The sequence below is a fragment of the Novosphingobium aromaticivorans DSM 12444 genome (assembly GCF_000013325.1).
Classification (GTDB): Bacteria; Pseudomonadota; Alphaproteobacteria; order Sphingomonadales; family Sphingomonadaceae; genus Novosphingobium; species Novosphingobium aromaticivorans.
In genome coordinates this window covers 227,378-249,337 of record NC_009427.1, presented here as the reverse complement: position 1 = coordinate 249,337, position 21,960 = coordinate 227,378, and the positions used below count along the sequence as shown (strand labels likewise).

Genomic DNA, 21,960 nt, shown 5'->3' with positions numbered 1-21,960 from the left:
GCAGATGCAGCCATGCGCCTCGCAATGTCAACACCATGCGTAGGACACGAAGTGTATTTCTACGAATTATTCAATAGAACACGCTTTCCCGCACCCATTCCACGCTATCCACCCCGCTGCCGAGCCGCGCCGCACCCAACAGTGCGGCCCAATAGCCCTCAGACCCGTCGGCCAGACGCCATTCGTGCAGGCGGCGGGTCAGGAGCTGGAGGTCGTATTCCTCGCTGATCCCGATCGCCCCGTGGACCGCATGCGCGCTTGCCGCCACGCGCGGCGCTGCGGCCGACGTGGTGACCTTCGCGGTGGCCGCCAGCGCCTCTGGCACGGCGATCCCGCGCGATGCGCCAAGCTGCGCGGCGATGCGGCAGGCGATCATGTCCTCGGCCATGACCGCCAGCATCTGCTGCAGCGCCTGCTGCCGCCCGATTGGCTTGCCGAACTGCACGCGGTCACCGGCATGAGCCGTCGCCATGTCGCAAAGCCGCGCCGCGCCGCCCGCGATCAGGCACGCGCGCAGCACTGCCGCCACGGCCCGAAGCCCGGCTTCCGGTCTCGGCAGGGCGGGCCCTTGCGGCGCGCCCGGAAGCACGGCGGCCAGCGAATGCACCACGCCCGTGGCGCGCGGCGAAAGCGCGGCCACTTCGGCCAGCACCAGTGCCGCGCCGGTATCGACCAGCGCATGGCTCGCCACCAGCGCACAGGGCACCGGCCACGCCGCGGAAGTCGCCAGCACCACCGGCCCATCGGGCGCGGCAAGGCCCGCATCGGCCAACAGCTTTCGCGCCACCATCGTCTCGGCAACCGGCAGCGGCACCGCGCGCGCGCCCAGCGCTTCGATCAGCGGCTGCACTTGCGCCAGCGTCAGTCCCGCGCCGCCATGCTCCTCGGCCACCATGGCATCAAGGAAGCCGGAAGCCGCGATCTCGTCCCACATGGCGCGCCAGTCGCCGCCAGCCTCTACCGCCCGGATCGCGGCGGGCGTTGCGACCGCATCCAGCATGCGGACGAAAGGTTCGAGAAGTTCGTTCATGTCCATCGCTCCCTCTCCCGCCTTCACCGCAGGCCCATGCCGCGTGCGATGATCCCGCGCAGGATCTCGCGCGTACCGCCGCGCAGGCTGAAGCTCGGCGCGACGTGGGTGACGTAGACCAGCGTGCGATACAGCTCCTCGCTCACTGGCTCGTCCGGATGAGCGGCAAGATCGTCGCCGATCACCACCGGCAGCTCCTGTTCCAGCCCGGTCCCCCGGTCCTTGACGATGCTCGCCTCGACCACCGGGCTCTCGCCCGCCGCCAGCCGCGCGGTGCAGGCGATCGACATGGCGCGCAGGGTGGCAAGCTCTGCCGTCAGCCGTCCGACCAGCGGTGCGGCATCGCCGCGCCCCGCCGTCCGCAAATGCCGTACCCAGGCATCGAGCAGGACCACGCTCGAATAGATCCGCTCAGGCCCCGAACGCTCGAACGCCAGTTCGGCGGTGCACTGCTTCCACCCGTCGCCCTCGTTGCCGATCAGCGCGTCCTCGCCCAGTTGCACGTTGTCGAAGAACACCTCGGAAAAGTGCGCGTCGCCGGTCAGGTCGACAATGGGGCGCACCGTCACGCCCGGCGCCTTGAGGTCGATGATGAGCTGCGACAGCCCGGCGTGCCGGTCCGCCGGAGTGCCCGACGTGCGGACCAGCGCGATCATGTAGTCGCAATGCATCCCGCCCGTCGTCCAGATCTTCTGGCCATTCACGACCCAGCCCTTGTCGTTGCGCTCGGCCCGGGTGCGCACGCTGGCGAGGTCCGATCCGGAACCGGGCTCGCTCATGCCGATGCAGAACAGTTGCTCGCCCCGGCAGATCGCGGGGATGTGACGGCGGCGCTGGGCCTCGTTTCCGAAGTTGAGGATCAACGGCGCGCTCTGCCGGTCCGCGATCCAGTGCGCGGCAACCGGCGCGCCTGCCGAAAGCAGCTCCTCCACCACCACGAACCGCGCGAAGGCGCCGCGCCCCTGGCCGCCGTATTCCGCGGGCAGCGTCAGTCCCAGAAAGCCCGCCTCGCCCAGCGCGCGGCTGAATGCGGCATCGAAACCCTGCCAGGACCGCGCGCGGCGATCGGCAGGCAGGCCGTCGACGTGCTTCGCAATGAACGCGCGGATCGCGGGCCGCAGGGCTTCGTCCTCGTCCGGCAGGGTGGCAAGCGTCAGGCTGTCGAACACGAAGGCCGGCTCCTATACCGTTGGTCGCGGGGCAACGGCCCGCAATGACGCGGGGATGGCGCTTGCGCCCGGTGCGATCAAATATTTATTTTCCGAGTTGCGATATCGGTTTGCTATCGTGCAAGGCCAGCGCCGCCCTCACGAAGTTCGCCGCCACCGGCCCCGCGCCGGGCGCGCGGGCAAGGCCCATGTCGATGGGGATCGGCTCGGCCAGCGGCACGATGCGTACCCCCGCCCCGGCAAAGCGCGCGCTTCTGGCCGGGATCAGCGCGACGCCCAGTCCCGCCTCGACAAGGCTGAGGATCGTCTGGACCTGAGTAGCCTCCTGCGCCACGCGCGGCACGAAGCCGGCGCGCTGGCAGGCAAGGCGTGTCGCTGCATGCAACACGCTCACCGAGCTGTAGAGGATGAACGACCGCTCGCTAAGGTCGCCCAGCGCAACCTCGCGCCGCCGCGCCAGCGCGTCCTCGCGCGGGATCGCCGCGACCAGAACGTCGCGCTCGATCACGTCGATCTCGACCGGAGAGGAATCCAGCACCGGCAAGCGCACCAGCCCGAGATCGAGCCGGCGCGCCGCAATGGCGCGGACGATCTCGACGCTGTTCATCTCCTCCAGCACCAGCTCGACCTGCGGATAGGCCTGGCGGAACGGCGAGACGATGCGCGGCACCAGCTCGCCGATGGCCGAGCCGATGAAGCCGATTGACAGGCGCCCGCGCAGGCCCGCCGCGCCCTGCCGCACCACCTCGCGTACCCGTTCGGCTGCGGCCAGCGCCTCGCGCGCGGGATCGAGCGCGGCCCGCCCCGCAGCCGTCAGCCGCACGCCGCGTGGATCGCGCTCGAACAGGGCCACGCCAAGGTCTTCTTCCAGCTTGCGGATCGCCACGGTCAGCGGCGGCTGCGACATGTGCAGCCGCTCCGCCGCGCGATGGAAGTTGAGCGTCTCGGCAAGCGTGCTGAAATAGCGGAGCTGGCGAAGGTCCATGATACTCAATTCCTATCGATAGCGGCGAAATCAATATTAGGCATTTCCAGGCCACCCCACTAGCCATGACGTGCAAGATTGCGAGCGAGAGGATCTGCCGATGGACGAAACCCCCTTCCTGCTGGTCGAACGCGATGGTCCCGTCGTCGTCGCCACGCTCAACCGCCCCGAAACGCGAAACGCCATTTCCGAAACCGCCCACAGCGAGGAAATCGCCGCTTTCTGTGCCGAGGTGACCCGCGACCCGGGCGTGCGCGCGGTCGTGCTGACCGGCGCGGGCAAGGCGTTCTGCGCGGGCGGCAACGTCAAGCACATGGCCGACAAGACCGGCATGTTCGGCGGCTCGCCCTTCTCGATCCGGAACCAGTATCGCACCGGGATCCAGCTCATTCCGGCGGCGCTCTACGAACTGGAAGTGCCGGTGATCGCGGCGGTCAACGGCCCGGCCATCGGCGCAGGCCTCGACCTTGCCTGCATGACCGACATCCGCATCGCGTCCGACAATGCGGTCTTCGCCGAAAGCTTCGTCAAGCTCGGCATCGTTCCGGGCGACGGCGGAGCGTGGCTGCTGCCGCGCGTCATCGGCATGGCCCGCGCCAGCCTGATGACGCTGACCGGCGATACCATCGATGCGGCAAAGGCGCTGGAATACGGGCTCGTCAGCGAAGTCGTCGCTCCCGACCAACTGCTGCCCCGCGCCCTCGAGATCGCGCAATCGATCGCCGCCAATCCGGGCCACGCCACGCGCATGGCCAAGCGCCTGCTGCGCGAAGGGCAGGACATGAAGCTGGGCCCCCTGCTGGAACTCTCCGCCGCCTATCAGGCGCTTGCCCACCACACCCACGATCACCACGAGGCGGTCAGCGCCTTCCTCGAAAAGCGCAAGCCGGAGCTGAAGGGCGAGTGACTGGCGAGGCTTCTCCGGCAGGCCCCCTGGCGGGCCTGCGCGTCCTCGACCTGTCGCGCGTGCTGGCGGGGCCGTGGTGTACCCAGATCCTGGGCGATCTGGGCGCGGAAGTCATCAAGGTGGAACAGCCTGGCCAGGGCGACGATACCCGCCGCTGGGGCCCGCCCTTCCTTGACGACGGCAGCAACGACGCGGCCTACTACCTCTGCGCCAATCGCAACAAGCGCTCGGTCGCCATCGATCTTGCCGATCCGCAGGGCGCCGCGCTGATCCGCCGCTTCGCCGAAACGGCCGACATCGTGGTCGAGAACTTCCGCGTCGGCGGCCTTGCGAAGTACGGGCTCGATTATGCTTCGGTGAAAGCGATCCGGCCGGACGTCATCTACTGTTCCATCACCGGCTTCGGCCAGACCGGACCGATGCGCAACACCGGCGGCTACGATTTCCTGATCCAGGGGATGAGCGGCCTGATGAGCGTGACCGGCCTGCCCGATGGCGAGCCCGGAGGCGGGCCGATGAAGGTCGGCCTGCCGGTCTGCGATCTCCAGACCGGGCTCTATGCCACGGTCTCGATCCTCGCCGCGCTCAACCACCGCAACCGCACCGGCGAAGGCCAGCACATCGACCTCGCCCTGCTCGACACGCAGGTCTCGCTGCTTGCCAACCAGGCGTCGAACTGGATGAACGGCGGCATGGTGCCGCGCCGCTTGGGCAACCAGCACCCCAACACCGTGCCCTACCAGGACTTCGCCTGCGCGGACGGCAATATCCTCGTCGCCATCGGCAACGACCGCCAGTTCCGCCAGTTCATGGCGATGATCGGCCTTGGCGCCCTTGCCGACGATCCCCGCTTTGCAGCAAGCGGCGGGCGCAGCGTGAACCGCGATGCCCTGCTTGGCGTGATGCGCCCGGTCATCGCGCAGTGGAAGGCGGCCGAGCTTATCGCGGCGATGCAGGCGGCGGGTCTGCCCGGCGGCAAGGTCAACGAGATTCCCGAAGTGCTCGAGCATCCCCAGATCGAGGCGCGCGGCCTCGTCCACGAGATGGAGCGGAGCGACGGCACCCCGGTCAAGGTGCTCGGCTTTCCGGCCAAGCTCTCGGCCACCCCCGCCACCTACCGAACCGCACCGCCCCGCTCGGGCGAGGATACACGCGCGGTTCTGACGGGCGTGCTGGGGCTGGACGCAGCCGAGATCGAACGCCTGATGGCCGCCGGAGTCATCGCCGAAAGGCTTTGACCCCGGCGTCCGGTCAATACTTCAGGCCGATGCCGCCATCGTGGCAGATCGCAGCGCCGGTCACGAAGCGCGCCTCCTCGCTGGCAAGATAGACGAAGGCGTTCGCCGCATCCTCTGGCACGCTCGATATTCCCAGCGGGTTCATCGCCGCCAGCGCCTGTTCCGCCGCCTCGGTCGAATCCCACATGCCATTGGCGACATAGGCATCCAGCCCCTCGCGAAGGATCGGCGTCATCGTCACGCCGGGATGGATTGAATTGACGCGGATCTTCTGCGTCCGTATTCCAGCGCCGCGCAAACCGTGAGCATCCGCCCCGCCGCCTTCGACACGTGATAGCCGATGTTGGTGGCGTTCGGCATGTAGGACGCCATCGACAGGTTGTTGATGATCGCCCCGCCACCGCCGAACCGCGCCACCGCGCCGGCCAGATGCGGCGCGCAGGCCTTGATCCCCAGGAACAACGCATCGTGGTTCACGGCCATGACCTTGCGCAGGTCATCCAGCGAAGTGCCCGCGATGCTGCCGTGGATCGAAATGCCGGCATTGTTCACCAAAACATCGATCTGGCCGAACCGGTCGACGGTCTCCCGGCTAACCCGCGCCCAGTCGGCCTCGCTGGTGACGTCCTGCTCCATCAGCACGAAACTGCCCTGCGAACCGTCCGCCTTCACGAGGTCGGCAATCGCCTCGGCTTCCTCGCGACGGAAGTCGGTGCCGACCACCGCCTGTGCTCCCTCGCGCAGGAACGCCCGCGCAACGGCGACGCCGATATTGCCGACGCGCCCCGCCCCGGTGACGATCGCCACCTTCCCTTCCAGCCGCCCCACGGCTCAATCCCTCGCGATCTGGAGCGCTATGTCGGGCATGATCGGCGGAATCTGCTCCTGAAGGAAGCGGATGCGTCCGGCGATGATCTGCTCGCTCTGGTCGGGCTGGCTGTGCGCCCAGAACTTCTTCTCGGCCATCTGTTCAAGGAACAGGCGGCACCCTTCATCGAGGTCCATGCCGTAGTCGCGCATCATCTCGAACATTGCGCGGCGATGGGCCTGCGAATGCGCCGGCTCGCCGTCGCCGGCCTCGGCGTTGAAGATGTTGGTGCGGATCATGCCGGGCACGATCGCCGAAACATGGATCGGCAGGCCCTTGAGCTGCATTTCCAGATAGAGGCATTCGGTGAACGACTGCACAGCATGCTTGGTCACCACGTAGGCGGTCTGGGCCGGCATCGCGCCGAACGCGCCGACCGACGAGAGGTTGCCGATCCACGCTTCCTTGCCGCTTTCGATCATGCGCGGCACGAAGGCGCGGACGCCGTGTATCACGCCGTGGAGGTTGATGTTGAGCGTCGCCTCCCAACGAGCGGCAGGGACTTCCCAGGTATAGCCGACCGTCTCGATGCCGGCGTTGTTGATGAGCAGCCGCACTTCGCCGTGGCGCGCGAAGACCGTCTCGGCCAGACGGTCGAGCTCCTCGGGCTGCGAAACGTCGACGCGCAGCGCCTCGGCCTTGCCGCCCGCCGCCTCGATCTCGCCCACGGTGCGCGCCGCGCCTTCCTGGTTGATGTCGGTGACGACCACCGTCATCCCCAGTTCGCCCGCGCGCCGCGCCAGCCCCGCGCCGATGCCCGATCCGGCACCGGTAATGACGGCCACGCCGCCCGCGAAAGCATCCCGGTCCCGATTGTCTGTCTCACGCGCCATCGGCCCGCCTCTCCCTTATTGAAAGTGTTTGCTAACTTATCGATTCAGGCCACGTCAACGGCCGGAAGCGACGATCTTCTCAGTGTGCGATCATCTGCACGTTCTCGCACAGCGCGCCTTCGGGATCGGTGGAGAACACCACCCGCACGCCATGTTCCGCTTCTTCCCGAATCGGTCCCACCAGCTTGCCGCCATTGCTCTCGATGCCCGCGACCGTCGCGTCGAGATCGTCGACCACGAAGCCCAGGATCACCTGCTGGTCGCGCGGGGCATCGCGCTCGGTGAAGTTGAACATGACCAGCGAGCCCTTGGTCCAGTCACCGCCCGGCGCGAGAATCACTTCGCGGAAGGGTTCGCCGTCGCTGGTGCCCGAAACCCGCTGCACGACGTCGTAGCCGTAGACCTTCGTGTAATAAGCGGCCATCGCCTCTTCGTCGCGGCAGATCAGTTTGGTAAAGCCGGAAAGCGCTGCCATCGTCGGGTTCTCCTCTACCTGCGGCCCACATTCGCAAGATTGCGAAGACGCGACCAGTTATCCTTGATTATCGTAGCGTGATCGCGCATTGCTTACGCAATGACAAGCCGAAAGGCGTAACGAGAGGATAAATGCGTCCAACCCCGCCTCGGCAGGAATGTCCAACCTTGCGCCATGAGCTGCATCATGGCCGCGTGGTGCGGTGCCTTGCCGACCGTCCCCGCAATCTTGCCGAATTCCTCGCCGCGGCCCTCGCGCGCGATCCGGAAGGCGAGGCCGTGGTCGAGGGCGAGAGGCGCATGACCTATGCGGGGCTGGACCGCGCAGCCCGCGCGCTCGCTGCGCGCATGATCGCACTGGGCGTGACGCCCGGAGACCGGGTCGCGGTGCTCCTCGGCAACCGAATCGAGTATCCCGTCATCGTCCTCGCCTGCACCTTTGCCGGCGCTATCGCGGTGCCGATGAACATTCGGCAGACCGCCGCCGAAACCGCCCATGCCCTTGCCGCCAGCGGCGCACGCCTGCTTTTCCACGAAGCGGACGCCCGCCTGCCGGACCGCGCCCAAGTGCCGGCGCTCGCGGCGCTGGTGGCCATTGCCGATGATGCGCCGCTGGCGGAAACGCTCGCGCCGCAGGATGTGCCCGTTTCCGCCCTCCCCCCGCTGCCCGGAGAGGACGAGCCCGCCGTCATCCTCTTCACCTCGGGCACGACCGGCAAGCCCAAGGGCGCGGTGCTGACCCATTGCAACATCGCTCACTCGATCCTGCATTTCTGCCACCATTATGCCCTGCGCGAAGGCGAGCGCTGCCTGCTTGCCGTCCCCGCCAGCCACGTGACCGGCCTCGTCGCGCTGCTCGCCACCAGCCTCGGCCTCGGCGGCTGCCTCGTCATCATGCGCGAATTCAAGGCGGGCGAATTCCTGCGCCTCATGGCGCAAGAGCAGGTCGGCTATACGCTTGTCGTTCCGGCCATGCTCACGCTCGCGCTGATGCAGCCGCAGTTCGAATCCGCCGCCCTTTCGAACTGGCGCGTCTGCGGCTTCGGCGGAGCCCCGATGCCCGACGCGACCATCGCAGACCTCGCGTTGCGCCTGCCGGGCCTCGCCCTCCACAATACCTACGGCGCGACCGAGACCACCTCGCCGGCCGTGATCATGCCTGCCGACCAGGCCGCCGCACGCAGCCGCCAGCTTGGTCTGCCGGTCCTGTGCTGCGACCTGCTGGTCATGGACGACCAGGGGCGGGAATGCCCGCCCGGAGAGCAGGGCGAGATCTGGATGGCCGGGCCGATGGTCATCCCCCGCTACTGGAACGACACCGCGGCAACCGCGGCAGCCTTCGTCCACGGCTACTGGAAATCGGGCGACATCGGCAGCCGCGATGCCGACGGCCATGTCTCGATCCACGACCGGATGAAGGACATGATCAACCGGGGCGGCTTCAAGATCTACTCGGTCGAGGTCGAAAACGCGCTCTGCGCCCATCCCGCCGTCATCGAGGCCGCCGTCGTCGGACGACCCTGCCCGGTTCTGGGCGAGCGCGTCGTCGCTTTCGTCCATGCCGGCGCGCCCGCATCCGCCGAAGAGCTGCGCGCCCACGTCGCGGCACGCCTGTCGGACTACAAGGTGCCGGAAGACATCCGTTTCGAAACCGTGCCGCTGCCGCGCAATGCCAACGGCAAGCTGCTCAAACATGCCCTGCGCGACCGTCTGGTCGGCGCCTGATCGAGGAAACTGCTCCGTGTCGTCCAACCTCTACCCCCACCTCCTTTCGCCCGGCCGCATCGGCACGCTCGAAGTGAAGAACCGCATCGCCGTGACCGCAATGGGCGTCAGCCTGTCCGAGGACGACGGCACCGTGGGCGAGCGCATCATCGCCTATCACGAGGAACAGGCACGCGGCGGCGCCGGGCTGATCATCTCGGGCGTGGCGGGCGTTGCCTGGCCGGTCGGCGCGGTGGCGATGCAGCAGACCGCGATTTCGGACGACCGCTTCATCCCCGGCCTGCGCAAGCTGACCGACCGCGTCCACGCGCACGGCGCCAAGATCGCGACGCAGCTTCACCATGGCGGCTTCGTCGCCGGATACTCGCACGCGCGCTGGGGCCATCCGCTGTGGGGCCCGGCAGTGCCGCCGGCAGCGAAGGGCAACTTCACCGACTACTTCCTGATGGAGGAACTGGCGGGCCTTGCCGGCATGAAGATGCCCGAACTCAAGATCCTCGAGCAGGAAGACATCGACGTTGCCGTGCAGCAGTTCGCGCAGGGCGCGCGCCGCGCGAAGGAGGCCGGGTTCGACGGCATCGAGATCCACGGCGGCCACGGCTACCTCCTGTCCTCGTTCACCTCGCCCTATACCAACACCCGCACCGACAAGTACGGCGGCAGCCTCGAGAACCGCCTGCGCCTGACGCTCGAGGTGATCGCCGCGATCCGCGCCGAAGTGGGCCGCGACTATCCGGTGTGGATCAAGCTCGACTCGCGCGAGGTCGGCAAGCCCGGCGGCATCACGCTCGACATGGCCAAGGAAGCGGCGAAGCTGGTCGAGGCCGCTGGCGTCGACGCGATCACCATCACGTCGTATCACGATACGAGCGTCGGCAAGCTCCACTCCGAATCCAACATTCCCCACCTCGAAAACTGGAACCTTCCCGCCACGGCAGAGATCCGCAAGGTCGTGTCGATCCCGGTGATCGGGTCGGGCCGCATCGAGGTGGACAGCGCCGAAAGCGCGATTGCCAAGGGCGAGACCGATTTCGTCGCGATGGGCCGCAAGCTGCTGGCCGACCCGCACCTGCCGCGCAAGCTGACCGAAGGCGCGACCGAGAAGGTGCGCCCCTGCGTCTACTGCTATACCTGCGTCTCGGCGATCTACATGGGCCAGCCCACGCGCTGCGCGGTGAACGCCGGGCTGGGCAACGAGTTCGAGGGCGAACCGCCCATGGCGGGCGCCAACCCGCGCCGCGTCGCGGTGATCGGCGGCGGCCCCGGCGGCATGGAATCCGCCCGCCGGCTCGCCGCGCTCGGCCACAAGGTCACGCTGATCGAGAAGTCGGACCGCCTCGGCGGCACCCTGCGTTTCGCCAGCCTCGCCTACGAACCGAACGAGCGCATCCTCGAATGGCTGCGCCGCGAGGTGAAGGAGGCGGGCATCGACGTGCGCCTGTCGACTGTCGCAACGCCCGACCTGCTCCGCTCGATCGGCGCGGACGCGGTCATCGTCGCCACCGGCGCGATCCGCGACATGCCGCCGATCCCCGGCAACGACCAGGATCACGTCTATTCCGGCGACGACATGCGCCGCATGATGCTGGGCGAAAGCTCGGAAGAGCTGAAGCGCAAGACGGGCCTGTTCACCCGCATCGCCACCAAGGTCGGCGCCGCTACCGGCGCCACCGCCAATCTCGCGCTGGTGCGCAAGGCAACCCATGCGTGGATGCCGCTGGCCGACACCGTGACCATCGTCGGCGGCGAGCTGGTCGGGCTTGAACTGGCCGAATTCCTTTCCGAACGCGGCCGCACCGTGAACGTGGTCGAGGAAGCCCCGCGCATGGGCAAGGGCCTCACCCTCGTGCGCCGCATGCGCCTCATGGCCGAACTTGCCGAACACGGCGTCGGCCTTCACGCCGGGGCCAGCGACATCGTCATCGGCAAGGACAGCGTGTCGTTCACCGATGCCTCGGGCGCGCGCCAGACCGTGCCGGCGGGCAACGTGGTCGTCGCCAAGGGCGCGCACGGCGACCTTTCGCTGGCCGAAGCCCTGCGCGCGGCGGGCTTCGAAGTCCACGCCATCGGCGATGCCAACGGCGTCGGCTACATCGAGGGCGCGATGCACGGCGCGCGCGGCGCGGTGCGCGCCGTCGCCGGCGCGGCCTGATCGGAACGCAGGGGGCAGGCATCATGGGAAGCTACAAGGTCGAGAACGGGGTGGTCCACCTCGGCAAGGTCACGCTCGACGTGCCGGACACGATCAGCGAGGAGGCCAAGGCCTATCTCCGCTTCGACACCTCGGGCGGGCAGGATCCGGACGCCCCGCCCGTACCGATGTGGCAGATGCGCGATGCGCTCGCCCCGATGTTCGACTGGCTCGCCACTCAGGCGCTCGAGGTCTTTCCCTGCAACGTCGAGGAAACGCGGATCGCGGGCGTACGGTGCCATCGCGTGACGCCCAAGGACGGCGTGCGCCATCCGGGCAAGCTGCTGATAAACCTCCATGGCGGCGGCTTCGTCGTCGGCTCGGGCTCGCTGGTCGAGGCGATCCCCATTGCCGCCGAGACCGGGTGCGAGGTCTGGGCGGTCGATTACCGCCTGGCCCCCGAACATCCCTATCCGGCGGCGGTGGACGATGTCCTGGCCGTCTACCGCGAGGCGCTGAAGGATCGCGCCGCCGATGATGTGGTGGTCTACGGCACTTCGGCTGGCGGCTTTCTCACCGCCATGGCGGTCATGCGCTTTCAGAAAGAGGGCCTGCCCCTTCCCGCCGCCTGCGGCGTGTTCACTGCCGGCGGCGACCTGTCGCGGCTGGGCGATACCTACAACTACCTCACTCTCGCCGGCTTCCACGGCAACGTCAGCGCTCCGCTCGACAGCCCCGTTTCCGAACGCGCAGCCTTCCTGCGCGATGCCGATCCGGCCGACCCGCTCGTCGCCCCGATCCGCGGCGACCTGTCGCGCTTCCCGCCCACGCTGCTCGTTTCCAGCACGCGCGACGCCGTGCTGAGCGCAACCGCATTGTTCCACCGCGCGCTCCACCGCGCCGGTCGCCTGGCCGAACTCCACGTGTTCGAAGCCCTGCCGCACGGCTTCTGGTTCAGCGTCTCCATCCCCGAATCGCGCGAGGCAATCGATCTCATGGCCCGTTTCTTCGAACGCCACCTGCGTCTGGACCACGCGTGAAGCCGGGACTCGACGACAAGCGCGCCACGCGCCGCTCGCAGGCTGCCGCCGCCAACCTTGCCGCCCGCGTACTCAGCTTTGACGCGACGGACGTATCGATCATCCGCGAGTTGCGAGCGAACGGGCGTGCGAACAACCAGCAGATAGCCGAGAAGCTTGGGCTGACGGCGACGACCGTTTCGACCCGCATCCGCCGCATGGAGGATGCCAACCAGTTGCGCGTGGTCGCGGTCTCGGATTTCTCCGCCCACGGCTTCAACGTGCTGCTGCGCATCTCGGTCGAGGTTGACGGGCGGCCCGCTTCCGAAGTGGCGCAGGACCTGGCCGTGCTGCCCGAAGTGGTCGCCGCGCACATGGTCACCGGCCGCTACGACATCGACATGCTCGTCGCGCTGCACGATTTCGACAACCTGTCGGACTTCCTCCTCGACAAGCTCTCGGGCGTGCGCGGCATCCGCACGCTGACGCCTGCGATCGTGGTCGACATCATCAAGTACCAGTTCGACGTGGCCCCCATCGAAAGCCGCGTCGGCACCGGGGGAGCCGCCTGATGGCCGGGATCCAGCTCGACGCGCTCGACCGCCAGCTGGTCGACATGCTCGCTCTCGACGCGCGCATCTCCAACCGCAAGATCGCCGCCGAACTCGGCGTCACCGAAGGCACCGTGCGCGGCCGCATCAAGCGCCTGCAGCAGGATGGCCTGATCGCGTTCACCGCGATCACCGGCTTCGAGATGGGCAAGCTCGCCCGCCTCGCCTTCATCAACGTCCAGGCCGACGTCGACCGCGTGCGCGAGGTCGCCCAGGTCATCGCCGATGTCCCCGGCGTCAACGCGGTGCTGATCACGATGGGTCAGTTCAACATCACCGCGATGAGCCTGATCGACGAACTCGACACCCTCGTCGAACTCGCCTCCGACCACATCCTCGCCATCGACGGCGTGCACCACGTCGAAACCTCGATCGCGGTCAAGACCGTCAAGTACAACGCCAGGATGGCCAAGATCACCAAACCCGCCACCATCGACGACGAGGACTGAAAAGGCCGCGCCCGGCGCGGCGGACAGCGGTGCGTGGGCAGGTGCGCGGCAATCGGGGATAGGCCGCCAACCGCCCCATCCACGCGAAACAGCGCATGCCCCGCCTCACCCCCCAATCGTCGGCCCGGACTTGATCCGGGCCAGGGCTTCTTCCCCCCGAGCGCCCCGACCTCACCCCTCGATGCCGACCACGCCCCAAGCGCCATTCACGCCGGAACCGCGCTTACGCCTTTCCATTTGCGTAGAATTGTGATTAGACAATAGCGCAAACATTGAAGGTAGCCGGGATTCGCCCCATACTCGCGGATCACGGACCGAGGGGAGCGAGATTGACCCAGACCACACCCCCGCTCGACGCCCGGCTCAAGCGCGTGCTGCGCTTCATGCCCGCGCCGGTCGGCATCGTCACCAGCTTCGATCCGGACAGCGGCCAGCCGGTCGGGCTCGCCATGTCCGCGCTCATGCCGGTCACGCTCGATCCGCCTGCCATGGCGATCTGCGTCAACCGTTCCGGATCGGCGCATGACGCGATGATCCGCGCAGGGCGCTTCTGCATCAACCTGCTCCAGCCCGGGCAGGACGGCCACGTCGTGCCCTTTGCCGACCCCGCCGCCCGCGACGCGCGCTTCACGCAGGACGACTGGCGTCGCCACGTCCACCACGCCCACGAGGGCGTCTGGTTCATCGACGGCGCCCCGGCAGCCATCTTCTGCACCATCCGCGAGCGCGTAGGCTTCGGCACGCACGACTTGCTGGTGGGCGAGGTCGACGATCTCCTGACCTCCGGCAGCGACGACATCCTCGGCTGGGCCAACGGCGCGCTCTGCCGCCCCGCCCCCCTATCGTGAAGGCACAGGCCATGACCGACGCATCCCTCCTTGCCCGCATCGACCGGCTGGAATCGCTCGACGCGATCCGCCAGCTCCCCGCCAAGTATTCGCTCGCGCTCGACATGCGCGATGGCGATGCCTGGGTGAACCTGTTTCCCGAAGACGTCCGCGTCGGCGGCGGAAAGACGGGCCGCAAGGCCCTGCGCGACTGGTTCGACGAAACCCACTCGATGCAGTTCGACGGCACCAGCCACCACATCGGCGGCCACGTGATCGACTTCGACGATCCGGACCACGCCCAGGGCGTCGTCTATTCCAAGAACGAGCACGAGTGCGGCGCCGAATGGGTCATCATGCAGATGATGTATTTCGACCAGTACGAACGCATCGACGGCCGCTGGTACTTCCGCCGCCGCCTGCCGCTCTACTGGTACGCCACCGACCTCAACAAGCCGCCGGTGGGCGACCGCAAGATGCGCTGGCCGGGCGTGCCGCCCTATCACGGCAGCTTCCACGACCTGTTCCCGAGCTGGAAGACCTACTGGGCACGCCAGGGACAGCCGCACGACGGCCCGGTCGAACCGCCCGCCCCGCTCGAGAAATTCATCGAGACCATGCGCCGCGGCGCCCCCCTGCCCCGCCCGCGCGTGCGGAGCTGACGGACATGGCCGACCTGTTCTCCCCCGTCCGCCTTGGCGAAATCGAGCTTGCCAACCGGATCGTCATGGCCCCGATGACGCGCGACCGCGCCGGGCCGCATGACGAGCCGACCGACCTCATGGTCGAATACTACCGCCAGCGCGCCTCGGCGGGGCTGATCGTCACCGAAGGCACCCAGCCCTCGCCCAACGGCAAGGGCTACTGGCGCACGCCCGGCATCCATTCGCCCGAACAGGTCGAGGGCTGGCGGCGTGTCGCCGAGGCGGTCCACGGCGAAGGCGGTCGCATCGCGGTGCAGCTCATGCACGTCGGCCGTGCCTCGGTCCGTGCCAACAAGGCCCCCGATGCCGAAACGGTCGCACCCAGCGCGATTCCCTGCCCCGATCCGATCCCCGGCCCCGACGGCGTTCCGGTGCCCACCGAAATGCCGCGCGAACTGGCCGCGCACGAGATCCCCGGCGTGATCGCGGAATATGTCGCCGCCGCGCGCAATGCCCGCGCCGCCGGGATCGACGGGGTGGAGCTGCACTGCGCGTCGGGATACCTGCCGATGCAGTTCCTCTCGTCCAATTCCAACCAGCGCGGCGATGCCTATGGCGGCAGCGCCGAAAACCGCGTGCGTTTCGTGGTCGAAACGCTGAGCGCGCTTGCCGCCGCCATCAGCCCGGGCCGCGTCGGCTTTCGCATCTGCCCCGGGGTAAAGTTCAACGGCATGGACGATGCCGACCCGGCGGAGACCTATGCCACGCTGCTGCGCGCGGTCGATCACATGGGCCTGGCATACTGCCACCTCATCCACATTCCCAACCAGGGTTTCGATTCGCTCGACCTCGTCCGCGCCAACTGGTCAGGCCCGGTGATCGAGAACTGCGGCCTGACCCGCGAACGCGCCGAAAAGGTCCTGGCTGAAGGCAAGGCCGAGGCCGTCTCGTTCGGCTATGCCTTCATCGGCAATCCCGACCTGGTCGAGCGCCTGCGCACCGGCGCGCCGCTCGCCAAGGCCGACCGCGACACCTTCTACACCGGCCACGGCGACGACGCGCGCGGCTACACCGACTACCCTCGCGCGGGCTGAAAGGACGCATCGACATGGCAGGAACTCTGAAAGGGCGCAGCGCGCTCGTCACCGGTGGCGGTCAGGGCGTGGGCCAGGGCATTGCCCGCGCGCTCGCGGCCGAAGGCGCGGACGTGATGATCGCCCAGCGCGGGCTTGAGGCCGCCGAAGCCGAAGCCGTGCACCTGCGCGCGACGTACGGCGTCAACGCCATCGCCCGTCAGGTCGACGTGACCGTGCGCGGCGAGGTAGACGCCATGGTCGATGCCTGCGCCGCCGCGTTCGGACGGCTCGACATTCTCGTCAACAATGCCGGCGGCAGCTTCCCCAAGCGGCTGGAGAACCATACCGACGAGGACATGGAAGGGTCCTTCCTGCTCAACTACTGGTCCGCGTTCTGGTCCATGCGCGCGGCCTTTCCGCTAATGAAGGCGCAGAAGTACGGGCGGATCGTCAACCTCGGCTCGCTCAATGGCGTAAACGCGCACATGTTCACCGCCGCCTACAATGCCAGCAAGGAAGCGGTCCGCGCGCTGACCCGCACCGCGGCGGTCGAATGGGGCGGCCACGGCATTACCGCCAACGTCATCTGCCCTTCCGCGCTCAGCCCGGCCGCGCGCGATTATTTCGATGCCAACCCGGAAATGGCGCAGGCCATCCTCGGCCAGGTTCCGGTGGGCCGCTTCGGGGAGTCGGCGGGCGATATCGGGCCGGTCGCGGTGTTCCTTGCCGGCGAGGCGTCGAGCTACATGACCGGGAACACGCTCTACGTCGATGGCGGCGGGCACATCAACGGCGTCGCCTGGCGCCCCGAAGTCGAGGACTGAAACCATGAGCCACGGACTTGAAGGCAAGCGCGCGGTCGTCACCGGCGGCGCGCAAGGGATCGGCGCGGCCATCGCCCACCGCCTTGCAGCGGAAGGCGCGACGGTCGCCGTACTCGACCTCTCGGGCGAAAAGGCCTCTGCGCTCCTGCCCGCGCCGCACATCGGCGTTGCCTGCGACGTATCCGACAGCGCCTCGGTCGACGCCGCCTTTGCCGAAGTGGCAGCGCGGCTCGGCGGCGTGGACATCCTCGTCAACAATGCCGGGATCGGCAGCGCCCCCGGCGACGGCATGGCCGAATACTACGCGGGACAGGCCGCGCAGGCGGGCGGCGATGCCTCCGCCTACGCCGACCAGACCATCCATTGCACCGACGACGGCTGGTCGCGCGTGCTTTCGGTCACGCTCGACGGCGCATTCCGGTGCAGCCGCGCGGCGGTGCGGATCATGGCAGAGCAGGGCACCGGCGGCGCAATCGTCAACATCGGGTCCACCGCCGCGCTCGCGGGCAATGGCCCGGTGCCCTACGTCACCGCCAAGGCCGCCGTGCTGGGCATGACCCGGGCCATGGCGCGCGAGCTGGCCCCGCGCGGCATCCGCGTCAACGCGGTCAACCCCGGCGCGACCGAGACCCCGATCTACGCCCCCCTCCCCGACGAAGTGAAGGCCGCCGTCGCCGCCGACAGCGTGATGAAGCGCCTGGCCCACCCGGACGAGATCGCCGGCGCGGTCGTGTTCCTGGCCGGCAACGACGCCAGCTTTGCGACGGGAAGCACGGTCAACGTCAATGGAGGCGCGTGGTTCTCCTGACGTTTAAACCACCGATACGCATATATTGATGCTATATTTTACGCATTCACTTGACATCCCCGGAGGTTCGGGCGCATTCGCGTTGAAAGCATTGGAATCGGGAGAAGCATTGCGATGTCTCAGGACATGACTGGCAAGGTCGCCATCGTCACCGGCGGAAGCGACGGCATCGGCCTCGCCACGGCTCGCCTTCTGGCCGCGCGTGGCGCCACCGTTGTCATCTGCGCCCGCCGCGAGGACAAGCTCGAGGCCGCCCGTGCCGAGATCGCCAAGGTCGGCAAGGTCGAGGCGGTGAAGCTCGACGTCTCCGACGAAGCGGCCTTCACCGCGCTGGTCGAAGATGTGGCCGCGCGCCACGGTCGGCTCGACATGCTGGTCAACAACGCCATGTCGGTGCACTACGCACCCATCGCCAAGCTGCGGCTCGACCATTGGCGCAAGGACTTCGCGGTCAATGCCGATGCCGTGTTCGTCGGCACCAAGGCGGCGATGAAGGTCATGGCCGCGCAGGAACAGCGGGGCCGCCAGCGCGGCGCCATCGTCAACATCGCATCGACCTGCGGCATCCGCGCCGCGCCCAACATGGCAAGCTATTCGGCCTCGAAGGCAGCCATGGTCCACTTCACCGCCGCAGCGGCAATGGAAGGCGCGCCGCTTGGCATCCGCGTCAACGCCATCGTGCCCGGCCAGGTGATGACCGCGGCCACCCAGGAATTCGCCGACCGCGCGCCCGAAGTCGCCGCGCGCACCACCGGCGCGATCCCTATGCAGCGCGGCGGCGAGCCGGAAGAACTGGCCGAAGCCATCGTCTTCATGCTGTCCGAAGCCGCCAGCTACGTCACCGGCACTGCGCTGCCGGTCGATGGCGGCAAGGCCGCGCAGCTCTACATGCCGGGTTGATCGCGCCATGAAGCTCGGATTTTCCGCAGAGGAAGAAGCCTTCCGCGCCGAATGCGCCGACTGGCTTCAGGGCCAGATGGCCGGCGAATTCAAGGACATTCGCGGCATCACCCAGCTCACCGCCATGCCCGAACGGCGCAAGGAGTGGGAACAGCAGCTTGGCGAACACCGCTGGGGCTGCATCGGCTGGCCGACGCAATGGGGCGGGCGCGATGCCACCCTTGCCCAGCAGGTGATCTTTGCCGAGGAATATGCTCGTGCCGGGGTTCCGGGCCGCATCAACCACATCGGCGTTGAGCTGGCCGGCCCGACGATCCTGACCTTCGGCACCGAAGAGCAGAAGCGCCGCTTCCTGCCCGACATCGCCGCCGGGCGCACGATCTTCTGCCAGGGCTTTTCCGAACCCAACGCCGGGTCCGACCTTGCCAGCGTGCGAACGAAGGGCAGGATCGAGGACGGCCATTGGGTGGTCAACGGCCAGAAGATCTGGACCAGCCTTGCCCACATCGCCGACTGGATTTTCGTCGTCACCCGCACCGAGGAAGGCTCGCAGGGGCCCAAGGGCCTGTCGTTCCTGATGATGCCGCTCGACCAGCCGGGCATCGAAGTCCGCCCGATCCGCCAGATCAACGGCGACGCCGAATTCAACGAGACCTTCTTCACCGATGCGCGCTGCCCGGCCGACAGCCTGATCGGCGCGCCCGGCGACGGCTGGAAGATCGCGATGGGCCTGCTCGCGTTCGAGCGCGGGGTCTCCACGCTCGGCCAGCAGATGGGCTTCCGCAACGAGCTGGACGAGATCGTTGCGGCCGCGAAGGCCAATGGCCGCGCCGCCGACCCGGTGATCCGCCAGCGCATCGCGCAGGCCCAGATCGGGCTCAGCCTGATGCGTTATGGCGCATTGCGGATGCTATCCAACGCCGACCATTCGCGCATCGACGGCGCGGCGCTGACCTACAAGATCCAGTGGGCCACGTGGCGCCGCAATCTTGGCGAACTGGCGATGGACGTGCTCGGCCAGGCGGGCGAGATCGCGGCGGGCGATGCCTATGAATGGGATGTCCTGCCCAACCTCTACCTCTTCAGCCGGTCCGACACGATCTATGGCGGCACCAACCAGATCCAGCGCAACCTGATTGCCGAACGCGGCCTCGGCCTGCCGCGCGAACCGCGCGGATAACGGGTCCATCCCCCTTGCGGCGCGTGCTTGCGTAACCTAATCCACGTTCCGACGAGGGGGACCGGACTTGAGCGACGATAAACCGCAGCGCCGCCCGCGCGGCTCCGGCTTCGACGATATCGACCGCCGCATCGTCGACGTGCTGATGCGCGACGGACGCGCGCAGAGTACGACCATCGGCGAGGAACTGGGCCTTTCGGGCAATCTGGTCGCCAACCGCATCCGCGCGATGGACGCGGCCGGGCTGATGCGCGTGGTCGCCGTCTCCGACTTCCGCATCCACGGCTACCGCATGGTCGCGCGCATCCGCCTCCAGGTCAGCGGCCGCCCGCCGATCGACGTCGCCCGCGAGCTGGCCGAGCGCGAGGACGTGCTTTCGGTCCACATAACCTCGGGCCGCTATCCGGTCTCGTGCCTCTATGCCTTCCGCAACGCGCGCGAGATGATCGAGGCGGTGCGCGATGCGACCGCCGACCTCGCCGGGGTGGAAGACGTCGACGTCGAACTGGTCAACAACGTCTATCGCTATGTCCCGGCCATCGGGCCGCTTGGAACCTGAAGGGCCAGCCGATGCCGTTCGAACCGCCCTCGTTTCCGTCGACCGACCAGCTTGACCGCGACATCGCGCAGATGCTTGCCGACGATGCGCGCCTTTCGTTCCGCAAGATCGCCGCCGACCTTGGCGTGACGGAAGGCACCGTGCGCGGCCGGGTAAAGCGCCTGCAGAATGCCGGGCTGCTCAAGCTCGTGCCCATTCTCGACATCGACCGCGCGCGCGATTGCGGCCCAGGCGAGGGCGGGCAGCACATGATGTTCGTCACCGTGAAGTGCGCGAACGGCAAGCTCGACCAGGTGCGCCACGGCCTGCTCGGCTTGCCCCAGGTCAGCGCGCTCTACGATGCCAATGCCGCGCCGCGCCTCGTCGCGATCTGCATCCTGTCGAGCCTGCGCGAAGCGGCGGAAGTGACCGACAAGGTCATCGCGCTCGACGGCATCCGCGAGGTAGAGACCGAACTGGTGCTGCAATCCGTCAAATATAACGCGGCCATAGCGCCCATCGCCGCGCTTGAGGACACCGGGCAGGCCGTGGCAGAACGGGAAGACTGAACCCGTTCTCCATTTCTGCCAGAGGTCGTGCCCCCCCGTGTCCCTATCCTCGTCCCCATCCTCGTCCCTGTTCGAGCCTCTGACCTTTGCCCACGGACCGGCATGGCGCAATCGCCTGATGCTGGCCCCGCTCACCAACCAGCAGAGCCATCCCGACGGGCGCCTTTCCGACGAGGAACTGCGCTGGCTGGAAATGCGCGGGCAGGGCGGCTTCGGCATGGTGATGACCGCCGCCGCGCACGTGCAGGCGATCGGCCAGGGCTTTCCCGGCCAGCTCGGCGTGTTTTCGGACGACCACGTCCCCGCCCTTTCGCGCCTTGCCGATGCCCTGCGTCGCAGCGGCGCGGTGTCCGCGATCCAGCTTCACCATGCCGGCTCCCGCTCGCCCGCCGCGCTCGTGGGCACGCCGGTCAGCCCTTCCGCCAGCGATAACGGTGCCCGCGCACTGACGCTTCAGGAAGTGGAGCGCCTGCGCGACGATTTCATCGCCGCCGCCCACCGCGCCGACCGGGCCGGGTTCGACGGCGTCGAAGTCCACGGTGCGCACGGCTACGTCCTTGCCGAATTCCTTTCGCCCACGATCAACCGGCGCGAGGACCGCTATGGCGGCAGCGCCGAGAACCGCGCGCGCATCGTGTTCGAGGTCATCGAGGGCATCCGCGCCACCTGCCGCCCGGATTTCCAGATCGGCCTGCGCCTTTCGCCCGAACGCTTCGGGCAGGACCTGGGCGAGATCCTGGCGGTTGCCGCGCGCGCGATGGGCGAAGCGCGGATCGACTATCTCGACATGTCGCTGTGGGACGTGTTCAAGCACCCGGAGGACGAGACCCGGCGCGAACGCACCCTGCTCGAATGGTTCGCCGACCTTCCGCGCGGCAAGGTCCGCCTCGGCGTGGCCGGCAAGATCATGGGCGGGCGCGATGCCGCCCACGTTCTGGAACAGGGCTGCGACTTCGCGGTGATCGGCCGCGCCGCGATCCTGCGCCACGACTTCCCGGAACGCGTGCGGCAGGACGGGGACTACGTGTCCCCCGCCCTGCCCGTCACCGCGCGGCACCTTGCCGACGAAGGGCTGTCCAAGCCCTTCCTCGACTACATGCGCACCTGGAAGGGCTTCGTCACCGAGGACGCCTGACGCGTCCTTTCAGACCGTGG

22 protein-coding genes and 1 pseudogene are annotated in these 21,960 nt (G+C 68.0%); 17 read left to right on the top strand and 6 right to left on the bottom strand.

The window, feature by feature from the left end; all coding sequences use genetic code 11:
* Positions 1-70 precede the first annotated feature (70 nt).
* The 3 genes from SARO_RS19000 to SARO_RS18990 form a co-directional block, all read right to left on the bottom strand.
* On the bottom strand, positions 71-1,030 hold the full coding sequence (locus SARO_RS19000; RefSeq protein ID WP_234007480.1) for an acyl-CoA dehydrogenase family protein: 960 nt from the start codon (positions 1,028-1,030) through the stop codon (positions 71-73).
* A 23-nt stretch (positions 1,031-1,053) separates the two neighbouring features.
* The gene (locus tag SARO_RS18995) at positions 1,054-2,199 is read right to left on the bottom strand and encodes an acyl-CoA dehydrogenase family protein (protein ID WP_011906870.1); all 1,146 of its coding nucleotides are present in this window, start codon (positions 2,197-2,199) and stop codon (positions 1,054-1,056) included.
* Between the two features lie 85 nt (positions 2,200-2,284).
* The gene (locus tag SARO_RS18990; protein WP_011906869.1) at positions 2,285-3,184 is read right to left on the bottom strand and encodes a LysR substrate-binding domain-containing protein; all 900 of its coding nucleotides are present in this window, start codon (positions 3,182-3,184) and stop codon (positions 2,285-2,287) included.
* Positions 3,185-3,284: 100 nt separating this feature from the next.
* On the opposite strand from SARO_RS18990, the gene SARO_RS18985 reads away from it, so the two are divergent.
* Together SARO_RS18985 and SARO_RS18980 are read left to right on the top strand one after the other, a co-directional pair.
* Positions 3,285-4,091 carry a crotonase/enoyl-CoA hydratase family protein gene (locus SARO_RS18985; RefSeq protein ID WP_011906868.1) on the top strand — a complete coding sequence of 269 codons (807 nt, stop codon included), beginning with the start codon at positions 3,285-3,287 and terminating at the stop codon, positions 4,089-4,091.
* On the top strand, positions 4,088-5,329 hold the full coding sequence (locus SARO_RS18980) for a CaiB/BaiF CoA transferase family protein (protein WP_011906867.1): 1,242 nt from the start codon (positions 4,088-4,090) through the stop codon (positions 5,327-5,329). The genes SARO_RS18985 and SARO_RS18980 overlap by 4 nt, the downstream gene beginning before the upstream one ends.
* Positions 5,330-5,342: 13 nt before the next feature.
* Here the strand turns inward: SARO_RS18980 and SARO_RS18975 are convergent.
* From SARO_RS18975 to SARO_RS20410, 3 genes and pseudogenes are all read right to left on the bottom strand, one after another.
* Positions 5,343-6,136: pseudogene (locus tag SARO_RS18975) on the bottom strand (SDR family NAD(P)-dependent oxidoreductase).
* Between the two features lie 24 nt (positions 6,137-6,160).
* A complete protein-coding gene (locus SARO_RS18970; RefSeq protein ID WP_011906866.1) occupies positions 6,161-7,030 on the bottom strand; it encodes an SDR family NAD(P)-dependent oxidoreductase in 870 nt (289 codons plus the stop codon).
* 79 nt (positions 7,031-7,109) lie between these two features.
* Complete coding sequence (locus SARO_RS20410; RefSeq protein WP_011906865.1) at positions 7,110-7,505, bottom strand: VOC family protein; 396 nt, start codon at positions 7,503-7,505, stop codon at positions 7,110-7,112.
* A gap of 167 nt (positions 7,506-7,672) precedes the next feature.
* On the opposite strand from SARO_RS20410, the gene SARO_RS18960 reads away from it, so the two are divergent.
* From SARO_RS18960 to SARO_RS18890, 15 genes are all read left to right on the top strand, one after another.
* Positions 7,673-9,229: a class I adenylate-forming enzyme family protein gene (locus SARO_RS18960; RefSeq protein WP_218119695.1), complete on the top strand. Its 1,557-nt coding sequence runs from the start codon at positions 7,673-7,675 to the stop codon at positions 9,227-9,229.
* A 16-nt stretch (positions 9,230-9,245) separates the two neighbouring features.
* Positions 9,246-11,381, top strand: coding sequence for an FAD-dependent oxidoreductase (locus SARO_RS18955; protein ID WP_011906863.1), 2,136 nt, complete (start codon positions 9,246-9,248; stop codon positions 11,379-11,381).
* A gap of 23 nt (positions 11,382-11,404) precedes the next feature.
* Positions 11,405-12,400 (top strand): alpha/beta hydrolase, encoded by a 996-nt coding sequence (locus SARO_RS18950; protein WP_011906862.1) that lies wholly within the window; start codon positions 11,405-11,407, stop codon positions 12,398-12,400.
* On the top strand, positions 12,397-12,951 hold the full coding sequence (locus SARO_RS18945) for an Lrp/AsnC family transcriptional regulator (RefSeq protein ID WP_011906861.1): 555 nt from the start codon (positions 12,397-12,399) through the stop codon (positions 12,949-12,951). The genes SARO_RS18950 and SARO_RS18945 overlap by 4 nt, the downstream gene beginning before the upstream one ends.
* Positions 12,951-13,439 (top strand): Lrp/AsnC family transcriptional regulator, encoded by a 489-nt coding sequence (locus SARO_RS18940; RefSeq protein WP_011906860.1) that lies wholly within the window; start codon positions 12,951-12,953, stop codon positions 13,437-13,439. The genes SARO_RS18945 and SARO_RS18940 overlap by 1 nt, the downstream gene beginning before the upstream one ends.
* Positions 13,440-13,768: 329 nt before the next feature.
* Entirely contained in the window at positions 13,769-14,287 is a 519-nt protein-coding gene (locus SARO_RS18935; RefSeq protein WP_049759561.1) for a flavin reductase family protein, read from the top strand.
* 11 nt (positions 14,288-14,298) lie between these two features.
* Positions 14,299-14,928, top strand: coding sequence for a nuclear transport factor 2 family protein (locus tag SARO_RS18930; protein WP_011906858.1), 630 nt, complete (start codon positions 14,299-14,301; stop codon positions 14,926-14,928).
* Between the two features lie 5 nt (positions 14,929-14,933).
* Positions 14,934-16,004: an alkene reductase gene (locus tag SARO_RS18925; protein ID WP_011906857.1), complete on the top strand. Its 1,071-nt coding sequence runs from the start codon at positions 14,934-14,936 to the stop codon at positions 16,002-16,004.
* A 14-nt stretch (positions 16,005-16,018) separates the two neighbouring features.
* On the top strand, positions 16,019-16,810 hold the full coding sequence (locus SARO_RS18920) for an SDR family NAD(P)-dependent oxidoreductase (protein WP_011906856.1): 792 nt from the start codon (positions 16,019-16,021) through the stop codon (positions 16,808-16,810).
* A 4-nt stretch (positions 16,811-16,814) separates the two neighbouring features.
* Positions 16,815-17,618 carry an SDR family NAD(P)-dependent oxidoreductase gene (locus SARO_RS18915; RefSeq protein WP_011906855.1) on the top strand — a complete coding sequence of 268 codons (804 nt, stop codon included), beginning with the start codon at positions 16,815-16,817 and terminating at the stop codon, positions 17,616-17,618.
* A gap of 114 nt (positions 17,619-17,732) precedes the next feature.
* Positions 17,733-18,518, top strand: a complete 786-nt coding sequence (locus SARO_RS18910; RefSeq protein WP_011906854.1) for an SDR family NAD(P)-dependent oxidoreductase — start codon at positions 17,733-17,735, stop codon at positions 18,516-18,518.
* A gap of 7 nt (positions 18,519-18,525) precedes the next feature.
* Positions 18,526-19,698 (top strand): acyl-CoA dehydrogenase family protein, encoded by a 1,173-nt coding sequence (locus SARO_RS18905; protein ID WP_011906853.1) that lies wholly within the window; start codon positions 18,526-18,528, stop codon positions 19,696-19,698.
* A gap of 67 nt (positions 19,699-19,765) precedes the next feature.
* Positions 19,766-20,257, top strand: a complete 492-nt coding sequence (locus SARO_RS20405) for an Lrp/AsnC family transcriptional regulator (protein ID WP_011906852.1) — start codon at positions 19,766-19,768, stop codon at positions 20,255-20,257.
* Between the two features lie 11 nt (positions 20,258-20,268).
* Complete coding sequence (locus SARO_RS20400) at positions 20,269-20,805, top strand: Lrp/AsnC family transcriptional regulator (RefSeq protein WP_011906851.1); 537 nt, start codon at positions 20,269-20,271, stop codon at positions 20,803-20,805.
* Between the two features lie 37 nt (positions 20,806-20,842).
* Entirely contained in the window at positions 20,843-21,940 is a 1,098-nt protein-coding gene (locus SARO_RS18890; RefSeq protein ID WP_011906850.1) for an NADH:flavin oxidoreductase, read from the top strand.
* Positions 21,941-21,960 lie beyond the last annotated feature (20 nt).

What these genes read in the sequence shown, in the direction of transcription:
- SARO_RS18905 (WP_011906853.1), top strand. Translation starts at nt 18,526, where the DNA reads ATGAAGCTCGGATTTTCCGCAGAGGAAGAAGCCTTCCGCGCCGAATGC.
- SARO_RS18915 (WP_011906855.1), top strand. Translation starts at nt 16,815, where the DNA reads ATGAGCCACGGACTTGAAGGCAAGCGCGCGGTCGTCACCGGCGGCGCG.
- SARO_RS18930 (WP_011906858.1), top strand. Translation starts at nt 14,299, where the DNA reads ATGACCGACGCATCCCTCCTTGCCCGCATCGACCGGCTGGAATCGCTC.
- SARO_RS18910 (WP_011906854.1), top strand. Translation starts at nt 17,733, where the DNA reads ATGTCTCAGGACATGACTGGCAAGGTCGCCATCGTCACCGGCGGAAGC.
- SARO_RS19000 (WP_234007480.1), bottom strand. Translation starts at nt 1,030, where the DNA reads ATGAACGAACTTCTCGAACCTTTCGTCCGCATGCTGGATGCGGTCGCA.
- SARO_RS20400 (WP_011906851.1), top strand. Translation starts at nt 20,269, where the DNA reads ATGCCGTTCGAACCGCCCTCGTTTCCGTCGACCGACCAGCTTGACCGC.
- SARO_RS18985 (WP_011906868.1), top strand. Translation starts at nt 3,285, where the DNA reads ATGGACGAAACCCCCTTCCTGCTGGTCGAACGCGATGGTCCCGTCGTC.
- SARO_RS18925 (WP_011906857.1), top strand. Translation starts at nt 14,934, where the DNA reads ATGGCCGACCTGTTCTCCCCCGTCCGCCTTGGCGAAATCGAGCTTGCC.
- SARO_RS18990 (WP_011906869.1), bottom strand. Translation starts at nt 3,184, where the DNA reads ATGGACCTTCGCCAGCTCCGCTATTTCAGCACGCTTGCCGAGACGCTC.
- SARO_RS18920 (WP_011906856.1), top strand. Translation starts at nt 16,019, where the DNA reads ATGGCAGGAACTCTGAAAGGGCGCAGCGCGCTCGTCACCGGTGGCGGT.
- SARO_RS18970 (WP_011906866.1), bottom strand. Translation starts at nt 7,030, where the DNA reads ATGGCGCGTGAGACAGACAATCGGGACCGGGATGCTTTCGCGGGCGGC.
- SARO_RS20410 (WP_011906865.1), bottom strand. Translation starts at nt 7,505, where the DNA reads ATGGCAGCGCTTTCCGGCTTTACCAAACTGATCTGCCGCGACGAAGAG.
- SARO_RS18950 (WP_011906862.1), top strand. Translation starts at nt 11,405, where the DNA reads ATGGGAAGCTACAAGGTCGAGAACGGGGTGGTCCACCTCGGCAAGGTC.
- SARO_RS18940 (WP_011906860.1), top strand. Translation starts at nt 12,951, where the DNA reads ATGGCCGGGATCCAGCTCGACGCGCTCGACCGCCAGCTGGTCGACATG.